The organism is Lichenifustis flavocetrariae, assembly GCF_026130545.1.
GTDB lineage: Bacteria > Pseudomonadota > Alphaproteobacteria > Rhizobiales > Beijerinckiaceae > Lichenihabitans > Lichenihabitans flavocetrariae.
The window spans coordinates 52,638-69,648 of the sequence record NZ_JAMOIM010000024.1 but is presented as its reverse complement, the minus strand read 5'-3'; the positions used below and the strand labels follow the sequence as shown (position 1 = coordinate 69,648).

15 protein-coding genes are annotated in these 17,011 nt (G+C 60.9%); 10 read left to right on the top strand and 5 right to left on the bottom strand.

Going from position 1 to position 17,011, the window contains the following annotated elements:
* Positions 1-546 precede the first annotated feature (546 nt).
* Positions 547-765: a hypothetical protein gene (locus tag M8523_RS25605; RefSeq protein WP_282587726.1), complete on the top strand. Its 219-nt coding sequence runs from the start codon at positions 547-549 to the stop codon at positions 763-765.
* A gap of 71 nt (positions 766-836) precedes the next feature.
* On the opposite strand, the gene M8523_RS25600 is transcribed toward M8523_RS25605, so the two are convergent.
* Positions 837-1,073: a hypothetical protein gene (locus M8523_RS25600; RefSeq protein WP_282587725.1), complete on the bottom strand. Its 237-nt coding sequence runs from the start codon at positions 1,071-1,073 to the stop codon at positions 837-839.
* Positions 1,074-1,233: 160 nt separating this feature from the next.
* On the opposite strand from M8523_RS25600, the gene M8523_RS25595 reads away from it, so the two are divergent.
* Together M8523_RS25595 and M8523_RS25590 are read left to right on the top strand one after the other, a co-directional pair.
* A complete protein-coding gene (locus M8523_RS25595; protein ID WP_282587724.1) occupies positions 1,234-1,788 on the top strand; it encodes a LexA family protein in 555 nt (184 codons plus the stop codon).
* A gap of 348 nt (positions 1,789-2,136) precedes the next feature.
* The gene (locus M8523_RS25590; RefSeq protein ID WP_282587723.1) at positions 2,137-3,150 is read left to right on the top strand and encodes a glycosyltransferase family 2 protein; all 1,014 of its coding nucleotides are present in this window, start codon (positions 2,137-2,139) and stop codon (positions 3,148-3,150) included.
* 5 nt (positions 3,151-3,155) lie between these two features.
* Here the strand turns inward: M8523_RS25590 and M8523_RS25585 are convergent, their stop codons facing one another.
* Both M8523_RS25585 and M8523_RS25580 read right to left on the bottom strand, forming a co-directional pair.
* Positions 3,156-3,998: a class I SAM-dependent methyltransferase gene (locus M8523_RS25585; RefSeq protein WP_282587722.1), complete on the bottom strand. Its 843-nt coding sequence runs from the start codon at positions 3,996-3,998 to the stop codon at positions 3,156-3,158.
* A gap of 59 nt (positions 3,999-4,057) precedes the next feature.
* Entirely contained in the window at positions 4,058-4,951 is an 894-nt protein-coding gene (locus M8523_RS25580; RefSeq protein WP_282587721.1) for a hypothetical protein, read from the bottom strand.
* 340 nt (positions 4,952-5,291) lie between these two features.
* On the opposite strand from M8523_RS25580, the gene M8523_RS25575 reads away from it, so the two are divergent.
* Positions 5,292-6,686 carry a GumC family protein gene (locus M8523_RS25575; RefSeq protein WP_282587720.1) on the top strand — a complete coding sequence of 465 codons (1,395 nt, stop codon included), beginning with the start codon at positions 5,292-5,294 and terminating at the stop codon, positions 6,684-6,686.
* A 35-nt stretch (positions 6,687-6,721) separates the two neighbouring features.
* Here the strand turns inward: M8523_RS25575 and M8523_RS25570 are convergent, their stop codons facing one another.
* Complete coding sequence (locus tag M8523_RS25570) at positions 6,722-8,185, bottom strand: oligosaccharide flippase family protein (protein WP_282587719.1); 1,464 nt, start codon at positions 8,183-8,185, stop codon at positions 6,722-6,724.
* Positions 8,186-8,286: 101 nt separating this feature from the next.
* On the opposite strand from M8523_RS25570, the gene M8523_RS25565 reads away from it, so the two are divergent.
* From M8523_RS25565 to M8523_RS25540, 6 genes are all read left to right on the top strand, one after another.
* Positions 8,287-9,567: a polysaccharide biosynthesis/export family protein gene (locus M8523_RS25565; protein WP_282587718.1), complete on the top strand. Its 1,281-nt coding sequence runs from the start codon at positions 8,287-8,289 to the stop codon at positions 9,565-9,567.
* 233 nt (positions 9,568-9,800) lie between these two features.
* Complete coding sequence (locus M8523_RS25560) at positions 9,801-10,706, top strand: XrtA system polysaccharide deacetylase (RefSeq protein WP_282587717.1); 906 nt, start codon at positions 9,801-9,803, stop codon at positions 10,704-10,706.
* Between the two features lie 8 nt (positions 10,707-10,714).
* Positions 10,715-11,614: a polysaccharide deacetylase family protein gene (locus M8523_RS25555; RefSeq protein WP_282587716.1), complete on the top strand. Its 900-nt coding sequence runs from the start codon at positions 10,715-10,717 to the stop codon at positions 11,612-11,614.
* A complete protein-coding gene (locus M8523_RS25550; protein ID WP_282587715.1) occupies positions 11,611-12,831 on the top strand; it encodes a glycosyltransferase family 4 protein in 1,221 nt (406 codons plus the stop codon). The genes M8523_RS25555 and M8523_RS25550 overlap by 4 nt, the downstream gene beginning before the upstream one ends.
* The gene (locus M8523_RS25545) at positions 12,828-13,904 is read left to right on the top strand and encodes a hypothetical protein (protein ID WP_282587714.1); all 1,077 of its coding nucleotides are present in this window, start codon (positions 12,828-12,830) and stop codon (positions 13,902-13,904) included. Before M8523_RS25550 ends, M8523_RS25545 begins: the two co-directional genes overlap by 4 nt.
* A gap of 25 nt (positions 13,905-13,929) precedes the next feature.
* On the top strand, positions 13,930-15,045 hold the full coding sequence (locus M8523_RS25540; protein WP_282587713.1) for a glycosyltransferase family 4 protein: 1,116 nt from the start codon (positions 13,930-13,932) through the stop codon (positions 15,043-15,045).
* A gap of 393 nt (positions 15,046-15,438) precedes the next feature.
* On the opposite strand, the gene M8523_RS25535 is transcribed toward M8523_RS25540, so the two are convergent.
* On the bottom strand, positions 15,439-16,782 hold the full coding sequence (locus M8523_RS25535) for a sugar transferase (protein ID WP_282587712.1): 1,344 nt from the start codon (positions 16,780-16,782) through the stop codon (positions 15,439-15,441).
* Between the last annotated feature and the right edge of the window lie 229 nt (positions 16,783-17,011).

Here is a 17,011-nt window from a genome sequence, read left to right as displayed (position 1 = left end):
ACGATCCTCCGGACGAAACCGCATGCCGCTCGCGGGCTGCTGACCGTGATCACGTAGAGCTCGCCGTGGCGCGGCTTCCGGTCGCTCGTGTCGACTCGGAGGCCGCTTGGCCGGAGCGACGGCGGGTCGCCTGCAAGGCGAGGGGCCAACTGTCTCGCGTCAACGATCGTCACGCGCATGCGCGGAGACCGCCTTCTCGCTTTAGGGGGCTCCGGCCGTCTTCGGCTAGATCGTTACCCCGCGTGGGAGGACGCCCGCCTAGGCCAAAGGATTACGATCCCTCAATCATTGGCGGCTATGGATAGTCAACCGGCACGCTCGCCCGCGTTCTCCTCTCAGATATGGATGAGGGTGGCGTGCTGGAACCTTCTGTCCTGGCGGGAGGCGTTAACGAGTTTCAAGACCTCGCCTGCTACACTGGCCCTGTAAAATCGCTTGGAGGCAGCAAGGGACAGCCGCGCCGTCCCACCCCGAATGTCGATCCCGAGACGGTGCTGCGCCAATACGCGGTGAAGCTGTTCGACAAGGGCGACGGCCGCCCGGTCGATGGTGGCCGCAACGGCGTTCAAGGTGGCGTTCGCCTGCCTCGACGAGGTGAAGGGCGACGATCGCGCCGCGAAGGACATGCGCCGCGCCGAAGGCGGGCTGTACAACCGCCTGGTTGGCAATCCTGACAAAGGCACGGCGTGCACGTCCACGCCAGCACCGCGCCCGGATGTAGGGCAGGGACCGGCCGCGCATCTCGATCACGATCTGCACCGCTGAATAGCACCGCAGGGGCCGGACTACACGTCCTTACTCCTTGCCTGTTCAGTCAACCGAAGACGGTTTCTGCCTCACCAGTCTCTGGTGCGGTTCACCAGCACGAACTCGCTGGCCTTGTCCTGATTGAAGGATAGCCACTCCGTTGCAACGGTCGACAAGCGTTCTACCTTTTCGGCTTTGAACTTCTTGCTTTTCGGATCGAGGGCAAGCGTCGTCACGATCACGAGAACGCCGTGGCTTTTTTTGCCTGCGGCGACGCTCGACCAGACTTTCGCCTTGCGGGCGAGGGGGTGTGAAAAGGCTGCCAACTTGTTACTCCGTCTTCAAACGGCGACAGCTCGTTCATGCAACTGTCATAATCAACCCCTGTTCAGCCGAGCCGCTGCCTAGCGCCTGATCGGCTGAACTTTCTTGCTTGCGGTTTGTTCCTGTTTTGTTCAATATTCGTAACAGGAATTGAGGGCAGGGATGAGCAGATACAGCGTCAGCCGCAAGGGTATGGGCGGCCGAAAACCGGGCGAGGCGACCAAGGTGGTGCGGTTGCCGCTGCGGGTGGCGACGATCGCCAGGCGCATCGCCGAAGGCTCGCTCCGGCCGGGCGACCTGAACGCCTTCTTCAACGTCGAGGTGCGGCACACGATGACGGTGCCGCTGATGGCATCGCCGGCCGCCTGCGGGTTTCCCAGCCCGGCCGACGACTATCTGGACCGTCCGCTTGACTTCAACGAGCTGCTGATTTCAAACCCGTCCGCGACGTTCGCGGTGCGGATTTCAGGCGACAGCATGAATGGGGCCGGCCTGTTTCCGGGGGACATCGCGATCGTCGACCGCTCCCTGTCGCCCTTCAACGGCTGCGTGGTGCTGGCGTTGATCGACGGCGAGTTCACCATCAAGCGGTATCGCGTCAAGGCGGGCGGCATCGTCCTCCAGGCCGAGAACAAGGCCTTCAAGGACATCGTCATCCCCGAGGACTCCGCCTTCGAGGTGTGGGGTGTCGTGAAACACGCCATCCGCATGTTTTAGGGGCCGTGAGCGCCCCGATCGCATCGGCGGACTGCAATAATTTCTACACGAGCTGCGAGCGGCTGTTTCAGCCGAAGCTGCGGGGACATCCCCCTTCGCTAGTGGCAGCTTCTGGATTTGCGCGCCCGCATACAGATTTAGTTTGGACAGTGTGACCCAAATATATTGGGGGGGCGTAGCTGCCTTGAAGCAGAGTTTACGACAAGTCCTTCTGGAGCGGGTAGGATGGCAATAAGGCGCATCAGCACATGACAACTTCAAACAGCTGAACCGCTTGTCGATGATCAAGCCCGCCAAGTGAACTCGATGGGGCAGGGGCTTCCGATTGGAAAGGTGGGGACTTGGAGCATGCATGAGTCTGTCTCCATTGTGATCCCCAACTGGAACGGCCGCGACCTGCTGCTGGCTTGCCTCCATTCATTGGAAAAACAGGTCTATCGCGACCACCGTGTTTATGTGGTGGACAATGGATCGAGCGACGGATCGGTCGCGGCCGTGACTGCCGAATTTCCTGAAGTCGTCCTGATTTCCTTGCCGGAAAACCTCGGGTTCGCAAGGGCGATGAACATCGGCTTCGCACGGTGCGCCGGGGCGTATCTGGTTGCGTTAAACAACGACACCACCGTCGACGTGAACTGGCTTAAAGCACTGATGTCGGTCATGGAACGCTGCCCGGAGATCGATTTTGCCGTCTCGATGATCCTCTGTCACGACGATCCCGCGATCATCGATTGCATCGGCGATGGGTTCGGATGGGCGGGTTTGTCGTTCAAGATCGCGGATCGTGCGCCCTACAGCGACCAGTTTGATGAGCCATTCGAGGTGCTCAGCGCCTGCGCGGCGGCGGCGATCTACCGGCGGCAAGTTATCGAGGCGACGGGCGGCTTTGATGAATCGTTCTTCGCCTATATGGAAGATGTCGACCTCAGCCTGCGGGCCCGTCTGGCCGGATTTCGGTGCTTCGCGATTCCTGCTGCGGTGGTGCACCATGTCGGCAGTGCCAGCACGGGCGGCGACACCTCCGCGTTCTCAATCCGCATGACGGCCAAGAACCTCATTTTCGTTTTGGGGAAGACCATTCCGAGCCCTTTGGTCTTCCTCATGCTTCCCCTGGTGGTCGCAGCCCAGATCCTGCTTTTGTTCCTGTGCCTGACGACGTCACGCTTCCCCGGGCTTCGGCGAAACCTCGGCGCTTATGCGTCGGGTCTACGGGCTGGCTTCCACGGCCTTCCCGAGATGCTGCGAAAACGTGCCGCCGTACAGACACAGCGCAAGATCACCGTCGCCGCGTTTGCACGCATGATCCGGCTTTCGGAGGCACAGAAACGGACGTCGATGCCACAAGCCATCCGGTGGCGGTAAACGCATCACGCGCGTTTGCGAAGCACCACGAGGTCTTGATCGTTGTTCATGCCACGCTCGCGCACGAGGACAGGCTCAACATAGGTCCGCCAGTGAGACCGCACGTAGGCTTCGCTGTGGTAGGCGGCCTGATAATAGTCCGGAAGCCCGTCAAGCTTCAGTTTTCCGGTCTGTCCGACCTGATAGACGAAGCCATGATCGACCATGCGGGCTTTGTCTTGTGCGGGAAGATGGCGCTGGCTGAACCGGCCATGGATCGTGGCGACGAGCAAACCGCCGGGCGCGAGTATCCGACTGAGTTCGGCCAACCAAAGGTCCTGCAGGTGTTCATCGATATGGGTGAACAGGGACACGACGTAGATCAAGTCGAACTGTCCTGTGGCATAGGGCAACGGCGGTTCAATCGTGGTACGTCGAAATTCCGCTACCCCCGAGAGATGCTCCTGGCACCACGCGATTGCAACCGCGTCGATGTCGGCGCCATGCATAACCTGATCGCCGCTGGATGGCGGCAGATGACGGATCACGCGACCGCAGCCACACGAAAAATCGAGGATCGTCCGTGTTTTCGCGAGATCCATGCCGGCCGCCGCAACCGCATCCTTGATAGCTGTGGCGCAATCGGCGCCGATGCGCAGAAAGGTATCGCCGTCGAAAGAACCGCCAACTCTAAAGCGCAGGCCGGGCGGTGGGAGAGGCAAACCCTGATCTGTTGAAGGTCGCCGGTGATGCCGCCAGTTGCGGTAGGCGAGTTCCGTTCGAAACACCGCGAAACGCGTGATGCCGAGAAGCCGATAGAGAAAGGGTTGCGTCCGGACGAAGGCTAAGCTTTGCGCGACGAACGACATTCAATTCCCACGGATGTGACGGTCGACGCGGGGTCGAAAAAAATCAGAGCTCGGCAACCTCATGGCTTGGTCTTCAGTGTGGTGATCGCGGTCGTCATCGCGGACCAGGACGGATCGCTGACTGTGCCGACGAAGCTCGGGCCCCACCAGAAAACAGTGTCAGCACCGCCGGTGATCGCTATGCGCGTCATATCCGTCATCTGCGCGGCGGTCGGCCCGGCCATCGCCCTGATCGTTGCGGCATCGAACGTCCGTGTGAGAAAGCCGTGATCAAACTCATCGGCGTAGGAGAAGCCTTGCAAGACGATCATCAGGCGCTTGCCCGGCAACGTGCGCTTGAGCCAAGCCATATAGCCGGCAATCGTCGCCGGATGGTCGACCACCGCACCCTTGTCATCGGGAGACGTAACTTTCGCGATCTCACGCGGTACCGGGTAGACGTCAAAACCGACTATATCGGCATATTGGCTATAGATTTTGACCGCCTGCAAATAGGTGTTTCGCCCGGCGGCAGTCGCAAATTTCGGCTGATCGGCAATCATCGGCGCCTGCACCATCAGAACCGGCACTGTGCCGTCGACCGCCTTCACCCGTTGGTAGACGCGCTGCACGTCGCTCTCCGAGACACCCTGATGGACAGGTTCGTCATAGGAGAGAACGCCGTAAATATTCTCTCGTCCCGCACAGCCGATGATCGTCTTGAGCGGATCAATGTCGAGCGGCGGCATCGCTTGACCCCGGGGGTAAATCACATCTGCGGCCACCACCAGCTTGATGCCGTATTGGCGCACTGCAGCAAAGCCCGGTGACGTTGGACTACAGGGGGGGAAAAAATCACTCTCAAATCCAAGGGTTTTGGACGTTGGTTGCTCGACATATTGAAAGACTGGAAGAAACGCCTCGATACGGTTGGATTTCAGCAAACCAAACATGCGCGGATAGTCACGCAGCATTCCGACGGCTTTCGGTACGCCCGCGACACCAAACACAGTCTGAGCATCGCTCACACCAGACCAAAGCAGTCCGAGTGCAGAGCAAACAAACGTCCGCCAAAAATATGGATACATCAACGGCTCACATAACGTGACCAGCAAGTCCGAAAACAAAATGGTGTGTGACCAGAATAGGGCATTACGTTAACTCACGCCGCCAGCCAGCACAAGACCTCGGCTTTTCACCCTAGGTTGGTTACGCTATACCTCAAAGGGTGCAGCTTCGGTCATAATGGACGCATTATCAGTGGGCTGCATCACAGACATGTCGGGCGCCGACTTTCGAAGGAGCAGCGGCTCGATGGATCAGATCCTATTTTTTGCGCGCGCTGCGACCAGGCGACCAGGATTGTTTGTGGCCGTTTTGGTCACCATCACCCTGGGAGCCATCGGCGGGGTCTATTTGAAGCGTCCGGTCTACGAGTCCTCGGCCAAAGTGCTGGTGAATTTCGACACGCGTGGCATTTCTCTCTCGCGGGCCGATGTCCAGTATGGCGGTGCCATGCTTCAGGCCGTGGAGGTGATTACATCCCAGGTCGAGATTCTGCGTTCCAGCAAGTTGCTTGAATCAACCATTGATGCGCTAGGCAGCGAGACCTTCGCCGATCCTCCCCCGACATCTCCGATCGTCATTGCCCTGAAAGCCACCACGGATCGTCTGCAAGCAGCCCTCGACACCGTCTTGTCGACGCTAATGCTGGCCGAGCATGTCAGCCCGCGTGACAAGCTGATCGAGCAGGTCGGCAAGGCTTTGCGGATTTATCCTGTGAGGCAGGCTCAGATTATCCAGGTGTCGTTTCAATGGCGCAGCCTGCAGGTGCCCCCCCTATTTTTAGATCGTTTTCTCAAGAACTACATCGATACGGTCGTCGGCCTGACTGGACGGGTCGACAGCCCAGACATTATGGATCGGCAGATCCGCCGTGCCGCAGACGACCTCGACGCTGCCGAGCGCGAGCGCCACGACTTAGACGTGACCTACGGGATTGTCGATCTAAAGCGAGAAAAGCAGACCGTGGCGGCCCGCATCGACCGTCTGACCGGCCTTTTGCAAGGGACGACGGCCGATAATGAGCCATCCAATTTGGAAAATTTGGCCGGCGAGGCGGGATCAATGGCGGGCAGCCAGATCGCAACGCTGCGCGGTCAGATCAGCGCCCTCCGCATCGAGCGTGCCAAGGCCGAAACCGAGTTTACTGCCGACAGTCGTCAATCGCGCGGTATCGACAGCCAGATCGCAGCCGCCGAAAGCGCACTTGCGGCGGGATTGCGTGAGGTAAAGGACACGCTGGCATCCCTGCGCGCACGTTTGACGGTCCTCCAGTCGGCCGAGGCCGCTTATGACAAGGTCGGCCGCAACATCGACATCGCAACAGAGGCCTTTCAGACCTATCGAAGGGCGGCCGAAGACCAGCGTCTGCAATTTGCCCGGGAAACCAAGTTGAAGGTCCAGATTGTCGATCCGCCTACGACGCCGTTTCGGCCCATCGGATGGAGCCGCCTTCTCTTGATCGGCGCCGGTTTCGCCTTCGCTTTCATGGTTGCGATCGTGTTCGTAGGTTTGCACACGCTCCTTGGATTGAAGTGGAACAGCCGTCTATACGACATGGAGCCGCAGCCCGGCGGCAACGGTAAGGCGGTGCCGTTCATGGGTACCGCCCGAGTGCAGGCCTCGCAAACCCGGATCGTGCCTTGAGCTCCCGTACAGGCACGCACCGGCGAGGGACGCCGTCAGTTCGGCGATGGGCGATGCCGCAGAACCAGAGCGCGCACTGAGCGGTCGGTCATCATGACGAGTGTAAACACTGCAAGCCCGAGAGGCAGACACCAGTCGCTGCCAGCCAGTACCAATGCAATGGATGCAGCTCCGCCCGCGAAAGGCCTTCCGACTATGCCGGCGAGCGCCGTCCCGAGCCCGAGCAGGCGTTCGACGTAGACTGTCGTTCCCAACCAGGACAGACATCCAGAGACAGCAAAGGCGCCGGCAGCACCCGTCGCGCCAAGCGGGGGAATAAGGATGAGGCTCACGACCAATTGGACCGCCAAAGCCCCACCCAGAACCGCAGTCGCATGGATCTGGCGGTCGGTGCCGAGCAGAAGCGACGCATTCAGATAATAGGCGACCCAGAACGGGAAGCCGGCAAACACAATGTGCAACAGCGGGCCGACCGGATCGTAAGCGCTCGGGAGAAGCAGCCTGAGGACGGGCGGTACTGTCACCATCGCGACGAGAGACGCCGGAATGGTCAGCAGGAAAGCGAAACCAAGCGATCGCAGGTAAAGGGCTACGAGTTGAGGGCGCGACTGGGCGTAGTAGCGCGAGAACAGAGGCGTGAGCGCCGTTCCGAGCGCCAGCGTGGCCAGTAGGGCCGCTTCGACCACTTTGAGGCCCATGCCATAGGTGGCAATTCCGCCCGCATCGGCAAACCAGCCCAGGACCAGAAGCTCGACGCGAAGGTTCAGCGCGAAGATGACACCAACGAGAGCGAAGGGCACGGCCGCCACCATCCACTTGCGCGAGAAAGCGGCGTCGAGTGTCAATCGCAATCGCAATCCAGATCGGGTCAACGCCCAGGCGAGAGCTGCGAAAAACCCCCCATAGGCTAGCGCGAAGGTGGCCGCCACGGCTTCGACGCCCCCGCCCGCGAGGAGAACCGAGATACCAAGCCCGACCTGACCGAGGCTGAGGCAGCCACGCGCCAGTGCCACGATGGAGAAGCGCTGCTGCGCGTGCAGCACGCTTTCGAGGATCGTCGCGAGGCCGGACGGTAGGAGGCTCAGTCCCGCGATCATTAGAATGCTGGCAAATAGATCCGCGCCACTGAGCCTCCAGGCCACGGTGATCATGACCACATAGGTGAGGCTCGAGAGGATCAGTCTTAGCGACAGAAGTCGTGCAACGATCGGCTCGGGCGCGGTGCCGTCGCGCGAAAGATCCCGGATCGTCAGTCGGGAGAGACCGAGGTCGGCGATCATGTCCGCGATCAACAGCACGGACAGCGCTAGGTTCAGCAAGCCGAATTGGGCCTCGGGCAACACCCGTGCGAGAAGTAGCACATAGGCAAACCCGGCGATGCGCGTCGCAACCTGCGCCACCATAAGATACGAGGCGTTGCGCAAGACCTTTGCGAATTCCCAGCGGGACGCAGCTTGCGCCTCGCCTCGCAACTCCTGGGACCCAACGTCAGCCGCCATGTCGACACCTGGTGCAACTGATTTGGGCCACCGACGCACGATCGTTTCCAAATCTACGGCGATCAGGTCGGGCAAGTCTTGGCTTGCGGACGAGCTTCTACATGAGGCAAAGATGGTTCGAGGACAATAGCAAACGGGTGCGGAACGCGGGACGTCCGGTCGTGATTACATTGCGTTTTTTCTTGATTTTGACATTGCTCGCCGGCTGGGGTCCGGTTACCGCCGCCCAGGAGACTCCGGATGGGACCGCCTACCGGCTCGGGACCGGCGACGAGATCCGCGTGATCGTCCAGGATCAGCCCCAGGCTTCGGGGCAGGCCACGATCGTCGATGACGGCTATGTGGCGCTGCCTCTGCTCGATGGCGTGAACCTCGCGGGGAACACGGTGCGGGAGGCGAGCGCCGCCATTCGTCAAAAGCTCGCCGCGAAATTCGTCGATCCGGTCGTGGCTGTCGAAGTCTCGCACTATCGCCCGTTCTTCGTTCTCGGGGATGTCGCTACTCCCGGCATGTACCCGTGGTTTCCCGGTGCGACTGTCGCGCAGGCGGTCGCCGTGGCGGGAGGCTACCGGGGTAAGAACGACTACCTGCAGACTGTTGTCGCGGGGATTCGAGCTGTCGAGGCTCTCGCGGTCGCCCGCTATGAACTCGCTGTCGCCCGGGTGCAGGAAGCCCGGCTCCACGCCGAGATCGACGGGACTGCCATGTTGGCGGCTCCTCAGGCCGACGATGCAGCGAGCGCGCCCTTGTTGAGCGAACTCACCGCGCGCGAACAGGTCGTTCTGACAACGCGCGTCACCGGGTTTGCCAAGCAGATCGAGCTTCTCAAACGAGAACAGGCAATCCGAACCGACGAGATGGCGGCCCTCGACGAGCGGATCAAATCGCAGGGGCGGCAGGATGAAAAGCTTCTCAGCGAGATCACCGACGTCCAGGTGCTCGTCAGCCATGGCAATTCGCCGATCACCCGCCTGAACGACCTCTACCGCGAGCAAAACCGCTTGCAGAGCGATACGCTGCAAACCCAGGTGTTGTTGAATCAAGCCCGCAATGGCCGCAACCAGGCCGAGCTGCAGGGCGCCAACATCACTCGGGAGCGCCGGGTGCAGCTTCTCGTCGATCAGCAGGATGCCGAAGGTCGAATCCAGCGACTGCGCGAGCAGGTGCGCGCAGAGACCAGTATCGTGCTTGAAGCCGCCGCCCTCCAGGGGCAGCCTGGTGGCGAAGGCGTGACCACGCGGTTCTGGCTTCAGGGCAAAGGTGCGACGACCAACCGGGCCGCCGACGACAATACCGGCGTCGCGCCCGGCGATGTGCTTCGAGTCGAACGAAACCTCGCCTCGGCGTCGGGTGGAAATGTCGTCGCTTTGGGGCAGCGCTGATCAAACACGGCGACCGTCTACAATCCAAGCTCGAACGGTAGCCTGAAACGGCTAAGCGACGTAACGATAGTCCTTGTGGAAACAGGGACGAACTGCTTTACTCATATGCATTGTTGAATATATTCAAAGACTGTTCGCGGTCTTTTCATCATGATGTATTGATAGTTAGCAAATGGTATGACCGAGTTGCTGTGAATTGCCGTAAAAAGATAGCCCGCTTAAGGAGCCGCGTGATGCGGGTTGTCGAAATTCTTGAGGATGCCTGTCGCGGCCATAAGTCGCCGCTCAATGCCATGAGCGTGGATGTCGAAGAACACTTTCATGCGGCCGCTCTGGCGAATGCCTATCCGCGCGCCGGCTGGGCGGGCCTCGAATCGCGCGTCACGGCCAGCACGGAGAGCGTCATCACTCAGTTCGATCGCTGGGGCGCCAAGGGAACGTTCTTTACCCTCGGATGCGTCGCGGAGCGCTATCCAAGGCTTGTCCGAAAGATCGTCGACGCCGGCCACGAGATCGCCAGTCATGGGTATGACCACATCCGGGTGACGGATCAGATGCCCCAGGCCTTCGCGGCCGACGTGACGCGAACCAGGAAGGTTCTGGAGGACATCGGCGGCCAAGCCGTTCTCGGCTACCGTGCGGCGAACTTTTCCATCAACGACCGGACCGAATGGGCCTTCGAGGCGCTGGCAGATGCCGGCTACCGTTACAGTTCGAGCATCAACCCGATCCGGCACGATCATTACGGCTCGCCCGATGCGCCCCGGCAACCGTTCCGCCCTGGCCCAGGGCCGGTCGTCGAAATTCCCATCACGGCCGTACCCTGGCTTGGGCGGCGCTGGCCGGCCGGTGGAGGCGGCTACTTCCGATTGCTTCCCTATGGGCTCTGGCGACGGGCGGTCCGCCGGGTCAATTGTGCTGAGGCGCGTCCGGTGAATTTCTATTTTCACCCGTGGGAAATCGATCCCGGCCAGCCGCGCGCGAAGGTCGGTGCCGTGGCCCGCTTCAGGCACTACGTCAATCTCGACACCATGCAGTCCAAGCTTGATCGGCTGCTGGCCGAATTCCGCTGGGGCCGCATGGATCAGGTCTATGCCGAGGCTCTTGCCGGAGGCGCGCTCGCGCGGTCGGCGGCGTGAGCGGGCTAATGGTGTCCCGGCTTCGCATCGAGCTGAAGCATGGACTGAAGCTCCTGCTGGGCGCGGCCGGTCTGCTGTTTCGACCGCACACACCAGGGCTACGCGTTCTCTTCTATCATCGGGTCAATGCTTATCCGCGCGAGCGACTCGGTCCGATTTCGCGCGAAATCAGCGTGACGCCAGCGGCCTTTGAGCAGCAGTTGCGCCATCTCGCCTCTGACGGTTGGCGGGGCATCTCCCTATCCGAATATTCCGCCATGCAGACCGGACGGGTGCCGCTCGACCCCAAAGCCGTTCTGATCACCTTCGACGACGGCTACGAGGACAACCTCACCTATGCGGCTCCGCTCCTGGCCCGCTACGGATTTCCCGCTACGGTCTTCGTGATCGCCGGATTTCTCGGCAAGACCAGCGGCGCGGTGTGGCCGCACGGCGACCCGCCGGAATTCGGACGGTTCCTCGACCTCGTAGGCCTTCAGTCTCTGCCCGCAAACGGGGTCCAGATCGGTTCGCATACTCTCACCCACCCGCGCTTGACCGAGATCGACGACAGAGCGCGCGACCACGAATTGGTCGTGGCCCGTGCGCAGCTGGAAACAGCGCTTGCCGGGCCCGTCACTGCTTTCGCCTACCCCGAGGGTGATGTCGACGCGGCGGTCGAGCGGGCCGTGACGGCCGCCGGCTATGACCTCGCGTTCACGACGGTCCCAGGGATGAACACGCGGGCGACACGACGGACCGCGCTGCGCCGTACGGAAGTCTCTGCGAGCGACGGTCCGCTGGTGTTCCGGTTGAAACTCGCTGGCGCGCTTGACTGGCTGGCCTTCAAGGAATCCGCGCTCTTCCGCAACATCGTTGGTTCGGTCAATCGCCGCCTTCTTGCTTACGCCCGGCCTGCCGGACCATGACGGCGGTCGAGGCCTCAAACTCAGTCCTGAAAAGCGCCGTCAAGCCCGCGAGCGGCGCCACGCCGCGGTTGAAGGTCGCCCAGGTGGTCACGCGTATGGATATCGGCGGTGTTCCGGACCACGTGATGACGCTGGTGCGCGGGCTGCACCGCGATTGCGATCTCGTAGTCCTGTGTGCCTCCATCGATGCCAAGCACGCACGCGAGCTCGAAGCCCTGTCGGTACCCGTGATCAAGGTGCCGTTCGCGCGCCTGCCCCTGCCGAAGTCCGACTTTCGCGTGCTCCTTGAACTGATCCATATCCTGCGTGCCGGCCGGTTCGATGTGGTTCACACCCATATGTCGAAAGCCGTTTTGATCGGGGCGCTGGCGGCCCGCCTAGCGCGCGTTCCCCTAGTGGTGAATACGGCGCACAACCTTGGCTTCCTGGCCCTCCCAAATCCCCTGTTTCGCGGCCTCTTCTGGGTCTACGACCGCGTGCTGTTCGCCGTCGCCTGCGATCTTATCGTGACCGTGTCGCAGCAAGTTCGCGACGCGGTCGTGCGCGCCGGCATCGCGCCGGGCCGCAAGGTCATCGCCATCCCCAATGGAATCGACCCACAGCGCTTCGACGTGCCGCCCGAACTCCGCTTGACTGTGCGTTCGGAACTGGCGCCCGACGACGATCTTTTGATCGTTACAGTCGCGCGCCTCGTCTGGTTCAAGGGGCTTGACATGCTGCTCGATGCGGCACCGGCGGTCCTCGCGCATCACCCCCGCACAAAGATCGTGATCGTAGGGGATGGGCCGTTGCGGGCTGAGCTTTCGGCCCGCTGTGCCAAGCTCGGAATAGAGCGCCAAGTGGTCTTCACGGGCGAGCGCCGCGATATTCCGGCATTGCTCGCGGCCGCCGACATCTTCGTATTACCCTCGGTCTCGGAGGGAATGCCGATTTCCATCCTCGAAGCGATGGCGGCCGGCAAGGCGGTCGTGGCTACGCGGGTCGGCGGCGTGCCTGATCTCGTCTTGGATGGCGATACAGGCTGCCTGGTCGAGTCGCGCGACGCAGGCGGGCTTGCGGCGGCATTGATCCGGCTGGCCGACAACCCCGCACTCCGCGACCGCATGGGCTGCCAAGGTGCCGCGCGTCTGTCCCGCATGTTTTCGGCCGACGCCATGGTGGAGCGGACCTTGGCCCTGTACCACCTGAACGGCGCGCGGAGCCTTGCACGCGGATGAACATCGAGATCGAGACCTACCGCCCAGGCCTTGATGATGCGGAGGTGCTCGACCTGCGCGCCCGCGTCTGGGGCGCTGATCATCCACATACGACGATGGCTTTTCTGTCATGGTTGTTCCAGAAAAATCCTGCCGGGCCCGGAAGTGGCATCCTGCTGCGCCGGCACGGCGCGCTGATCGGTTTCGCCGGCCTCAGCCCGCGCAGCGCCATCAAGGACGGCCGGACATTCAAGGTGGCGCATGGTCTCGACTTCATGGTCGATCCGGCGGCCACCAAAGGTCTTTCAGGTGCCTACGCGATCAAAGTGGCGGATGCCTGGGCCAAGCTCGCTTCGGCGGACAGATACGCATTCGGGGTCAACTTCCCCAATGCCAATTCCTATCGCCTGCTGACCTCGGCACGGCTCGGGTGGCGCCGTGTTCTCGCGCCTCGGCTCCTCGTGCGGCCCCTGCCGGGGTTGCGTTTGACGGAGGGCCTGCCAACCCGCATTCCGCCGGGCTTGGCGGCAATCGGCGGTGATATCGCGGCTCGCGCACTTGGTTTATACGCAGCGCTAGCGCGCGGCGGCGAGAAGCCGGCCCGCCTCGTCACCGATTTCGACTGGCTCCGTGGCGGCGGATCCGACAAGACTCGCGGCATTGCATTTCTCCGTGAGCCAGCCACCCTGAACTGGCGCTACCGTGAGCACCCGGCCTACCGCTACCGGATCTTTGCCCACGACGGCGATACAGGGTCGGCGAGCGGGCTCGTGACATCCCCGCGCACCCTCTTCGGCGTCGAGAGCTCGCTGATCGTCGACCTGGTCGGGGAAGAGCAGCCCGATGCCTGTCTGGCGCTGGTGTCATCGGCGGTCGCCGATGCGAAGACCCAAGGGGCCTCAATCGTCGGCGCGCTCGCCTGCGCCGGGGGCCTGCTCGACCGCGTTCTCAAAAGGCTCGGCTTCATCCCCGTGCCCGAACGCTTCAATCCCAAGCCCTTCTACATGGTGGCGCACCCGCTTGCCGCATCGACGGACGCGGCTTTCGCTGGCGCGGAGTGGCGTTTCGCGTGGGGGGACACCGATGTGGTGTGAGCGCGATCGCCGTGGAGCCTAGCTTGTGAGCGCGGCAGCGGCTCTACGCGTTTTGTTCATTGTCCCCCATCCGATCGAGGGACCGTCAAGCCGGTTTCGCGTCTATCAGTTCCAGCCTTATCTCGAAGCGCACGGGATTGAGGTGACCGTGCGGCCGCTGGTTCCGTCGCGCGCCGCGATGCGCCTCTACGAACCCGGCGGGCTGGTGGCCAAAGCCGCGATTACGACCATCGCGGCTGCCGAGCGCCTGGGCGACATTCTTCGCGCGGGCCAATTCGACGTGGTCTACCTGCTGCGCGAGGCGTTCCCGTTCGGTCCGCCATGGATCGAACATGCTCTCAAGCGCCGGGCGGGCCGGCTGATCTTCGACTTCGACGATGCGATCTACCTTCGCTCGCTGGTCTACCGGAATCCGCTCGATCGGTTCCGGGATTTTGGCAAGACGGAAGCGATCATCCGGCTTGCGGATCATGTTGTGGTCGGCAGCCGCCACCTGCAGGAATTCGCATCGCGCTTTACGCGACAAGACAACATCACAATCGTGCCGACGGTGGTCGACACGGATGTGTTTCGTCCCGCCGATCACCTACAGCTCGGGACGCTGACCATCGGATGGATCGGAACCCCGCGGGGATCGAGCTATCTCAGGGGTTTACTTGGCGCGATGAGGCATCTCTGCAGGCGCTTCAATCACTTGCGCTTCGTCTTCATTGGTGCCGAGCCGTTCGGAGTGGGCGACCTTCCGGTCACATTTCAACCCTGGCGCATGGCGACCGAGGTGGCCGATATCCAGGCGTTCGACATCGGCTTGATGCCGCTGACCGACGATGAGGAAACGCGCGGGAAGTGCGGCTTCAAGCTGATCGAGTATATGAGCCTCGGCATCCCGACAGTGAGCAGTCCCGTCGGGGCCAATTGCGACATCGTCGAAGATGGGCGTTCTGGCTTGTTTGCGACCAGCGAGGCGGAGTGGATCGCTGCCATCGGCGAACTCATTGAACGACCGGACTTGCGCCGCACCCTTGCTGAAAATGGCCGGCGCCGGGTCGTCGCCTCGTACTCCTTGGCCAGCGCTGCCCCACAATTGTTGCGCTTGATCACCGCGGCCGCTCTTCGCGCGGGCTCAGTTCCTTCACGCTGACGTGACGCGCATGGGTCAGGGGGGACCGGGATATAGGCACAGAGCCCACACAGAACCTAAGGCGGCCACCTCAAAATCGGGATTGCCTCATCGAACCATTATGCCGCCCGCTTGTTAGCCTATCAAGTCTCGTCGAAGAGGTGCCGATCTAGGGCGGATCGACGGTTAACGAACTCGAAAGCAATATCGATCACATTCTTGAACTTGACGGGGGTCAAGTGAACCAGACTGCGAATATTCGCTTTGGACAGGTTGCCGGCCAAGTTGGTTCCACCGAACCGCGTCGCTGGTCACGCGTCCGCAGCGCCAGATTTATCATCCTAGTGTGTCTTGGTTTGTGGGCCGCCCTAATGGCGATGATTTTTCATTACGCTTGAGCATCGAGCGGTGACGTCAGCGTGATCCTTCCGAAAAAAGCACGGTCCGGATCGTGTGCGCTAGGATCATAAGGTCGAGGACGATGCTGCCGTTCTTGAGATAGTAGAGATCGTACTGCGTTTTTTCGATCGTCGACTCCAGGGAATCGGCATAGGGCAAATTGATCTGGGCCCATCCGGTCAGTCCCGGTAAAACGAGATGCCGGTAATCGTAGAGCGGAATTGTCGCCGAGAGCTTGTCACAGATCTGCACCTGTTCGGGGCGTGGTCCCACCAGGCTCATGCGCCCGCAAAGAACGTCGAAGAGTTGCGGCAGCTCGTCAATCCGGGGCCGACGCAACAAGTGGCCCACCCGTGTGACACGTTTGTCGTTCAGGGTCGCCCAGCGCGCGCTGCCAGTATCGGACTCGACACTCATCGTGCGGAACTTCGTGATCATGAAGCGCCGTCCACCAAGCCCGAGCCGTGCCTGTCGGTAGAAAATTGGGCCTCGATCGGTCAGCTTGATGGCGATTGCTACGACGATCAGCAGCGGCAGCGTAAATGTCAGGAGGGCAAGACTGCCCGAGATATCGATGGCCCGTTTCACAAGCCGGCTTGCGATGCTCCGGTGCGGGCTGGAGGTCAGGATCAGACGATGCGCTTCCTGATCTGTTAGCTCGAGCTTGCGAGTTTCCCGTTCCAGGAATGCGCTCATCAGCGTCACCCGAACCCCGTCAAGCCGGCAACGCAGGAGCACGGCGGCAATGCCGGGAGAGGCCTGATAATCGTCCGACACCACCAGGTCACGAGCCTTGGACGTGCGCAGCAACCGGGTTAGACGCTCGGCATCGCTTCGCACCGGTCGGCTGTCTTCGCCGGGAGAGAACATCGTAAAACGCGTGGTGCGCCCCGCATGCTGCAGCCGATCGAGCGCGCAGAGCGTTTTTAGATCGCCCACGACAAGGATCCGACGCCGAAAACGCTCAGTTTCGGCAAAACGCGCTGCAACAAGTCGCGTGAGAAAAACCGCAACGCAACCAAAGAAAGTCGCGCCGAAGATTGTCGTCAAATTTGTCTTGAAAGCCGGGTGAACGGATGAGAGAACAAACATGGCAATAACGACCATCGCGAAAGCGGCCGCCAGTTTTTCGAAAACGTGCTCTGGGGATCTGTAACAGTTTCGATACAGACCCATTGAAAAAAACGATACGGAAAATAAAGTAACAAAAGTACAGAGATGTAGTGTTGTTGTCACATCTTTTAGAAGGGGCTGTCCTGTAAGACGTTCAGAAATTATTAGAATGGAAATTGCAATGAAACAATCCCATATAATGAGCGCTCTACCCACGCTATGAGAATTAATATTGAAGATATCCACTAGAGCAGCCCTCGTAAGGCAAGCAAATACACAAGCGTCATGGAAAGGACCGCGGAACAATCTGGTTAACATAACTTAACAATCGTCAAATTTCCAACAGTTTTTATAGGCCGCTTAAATTTTTTTTGCTCTACTTGCTGTCTAATGCTGATCAGTATTAGATATTGATTATGTTTGATTTTTTATCCTTGTGACTTGTCGAGATTTCCATTATGCTTGGTTCGCTATG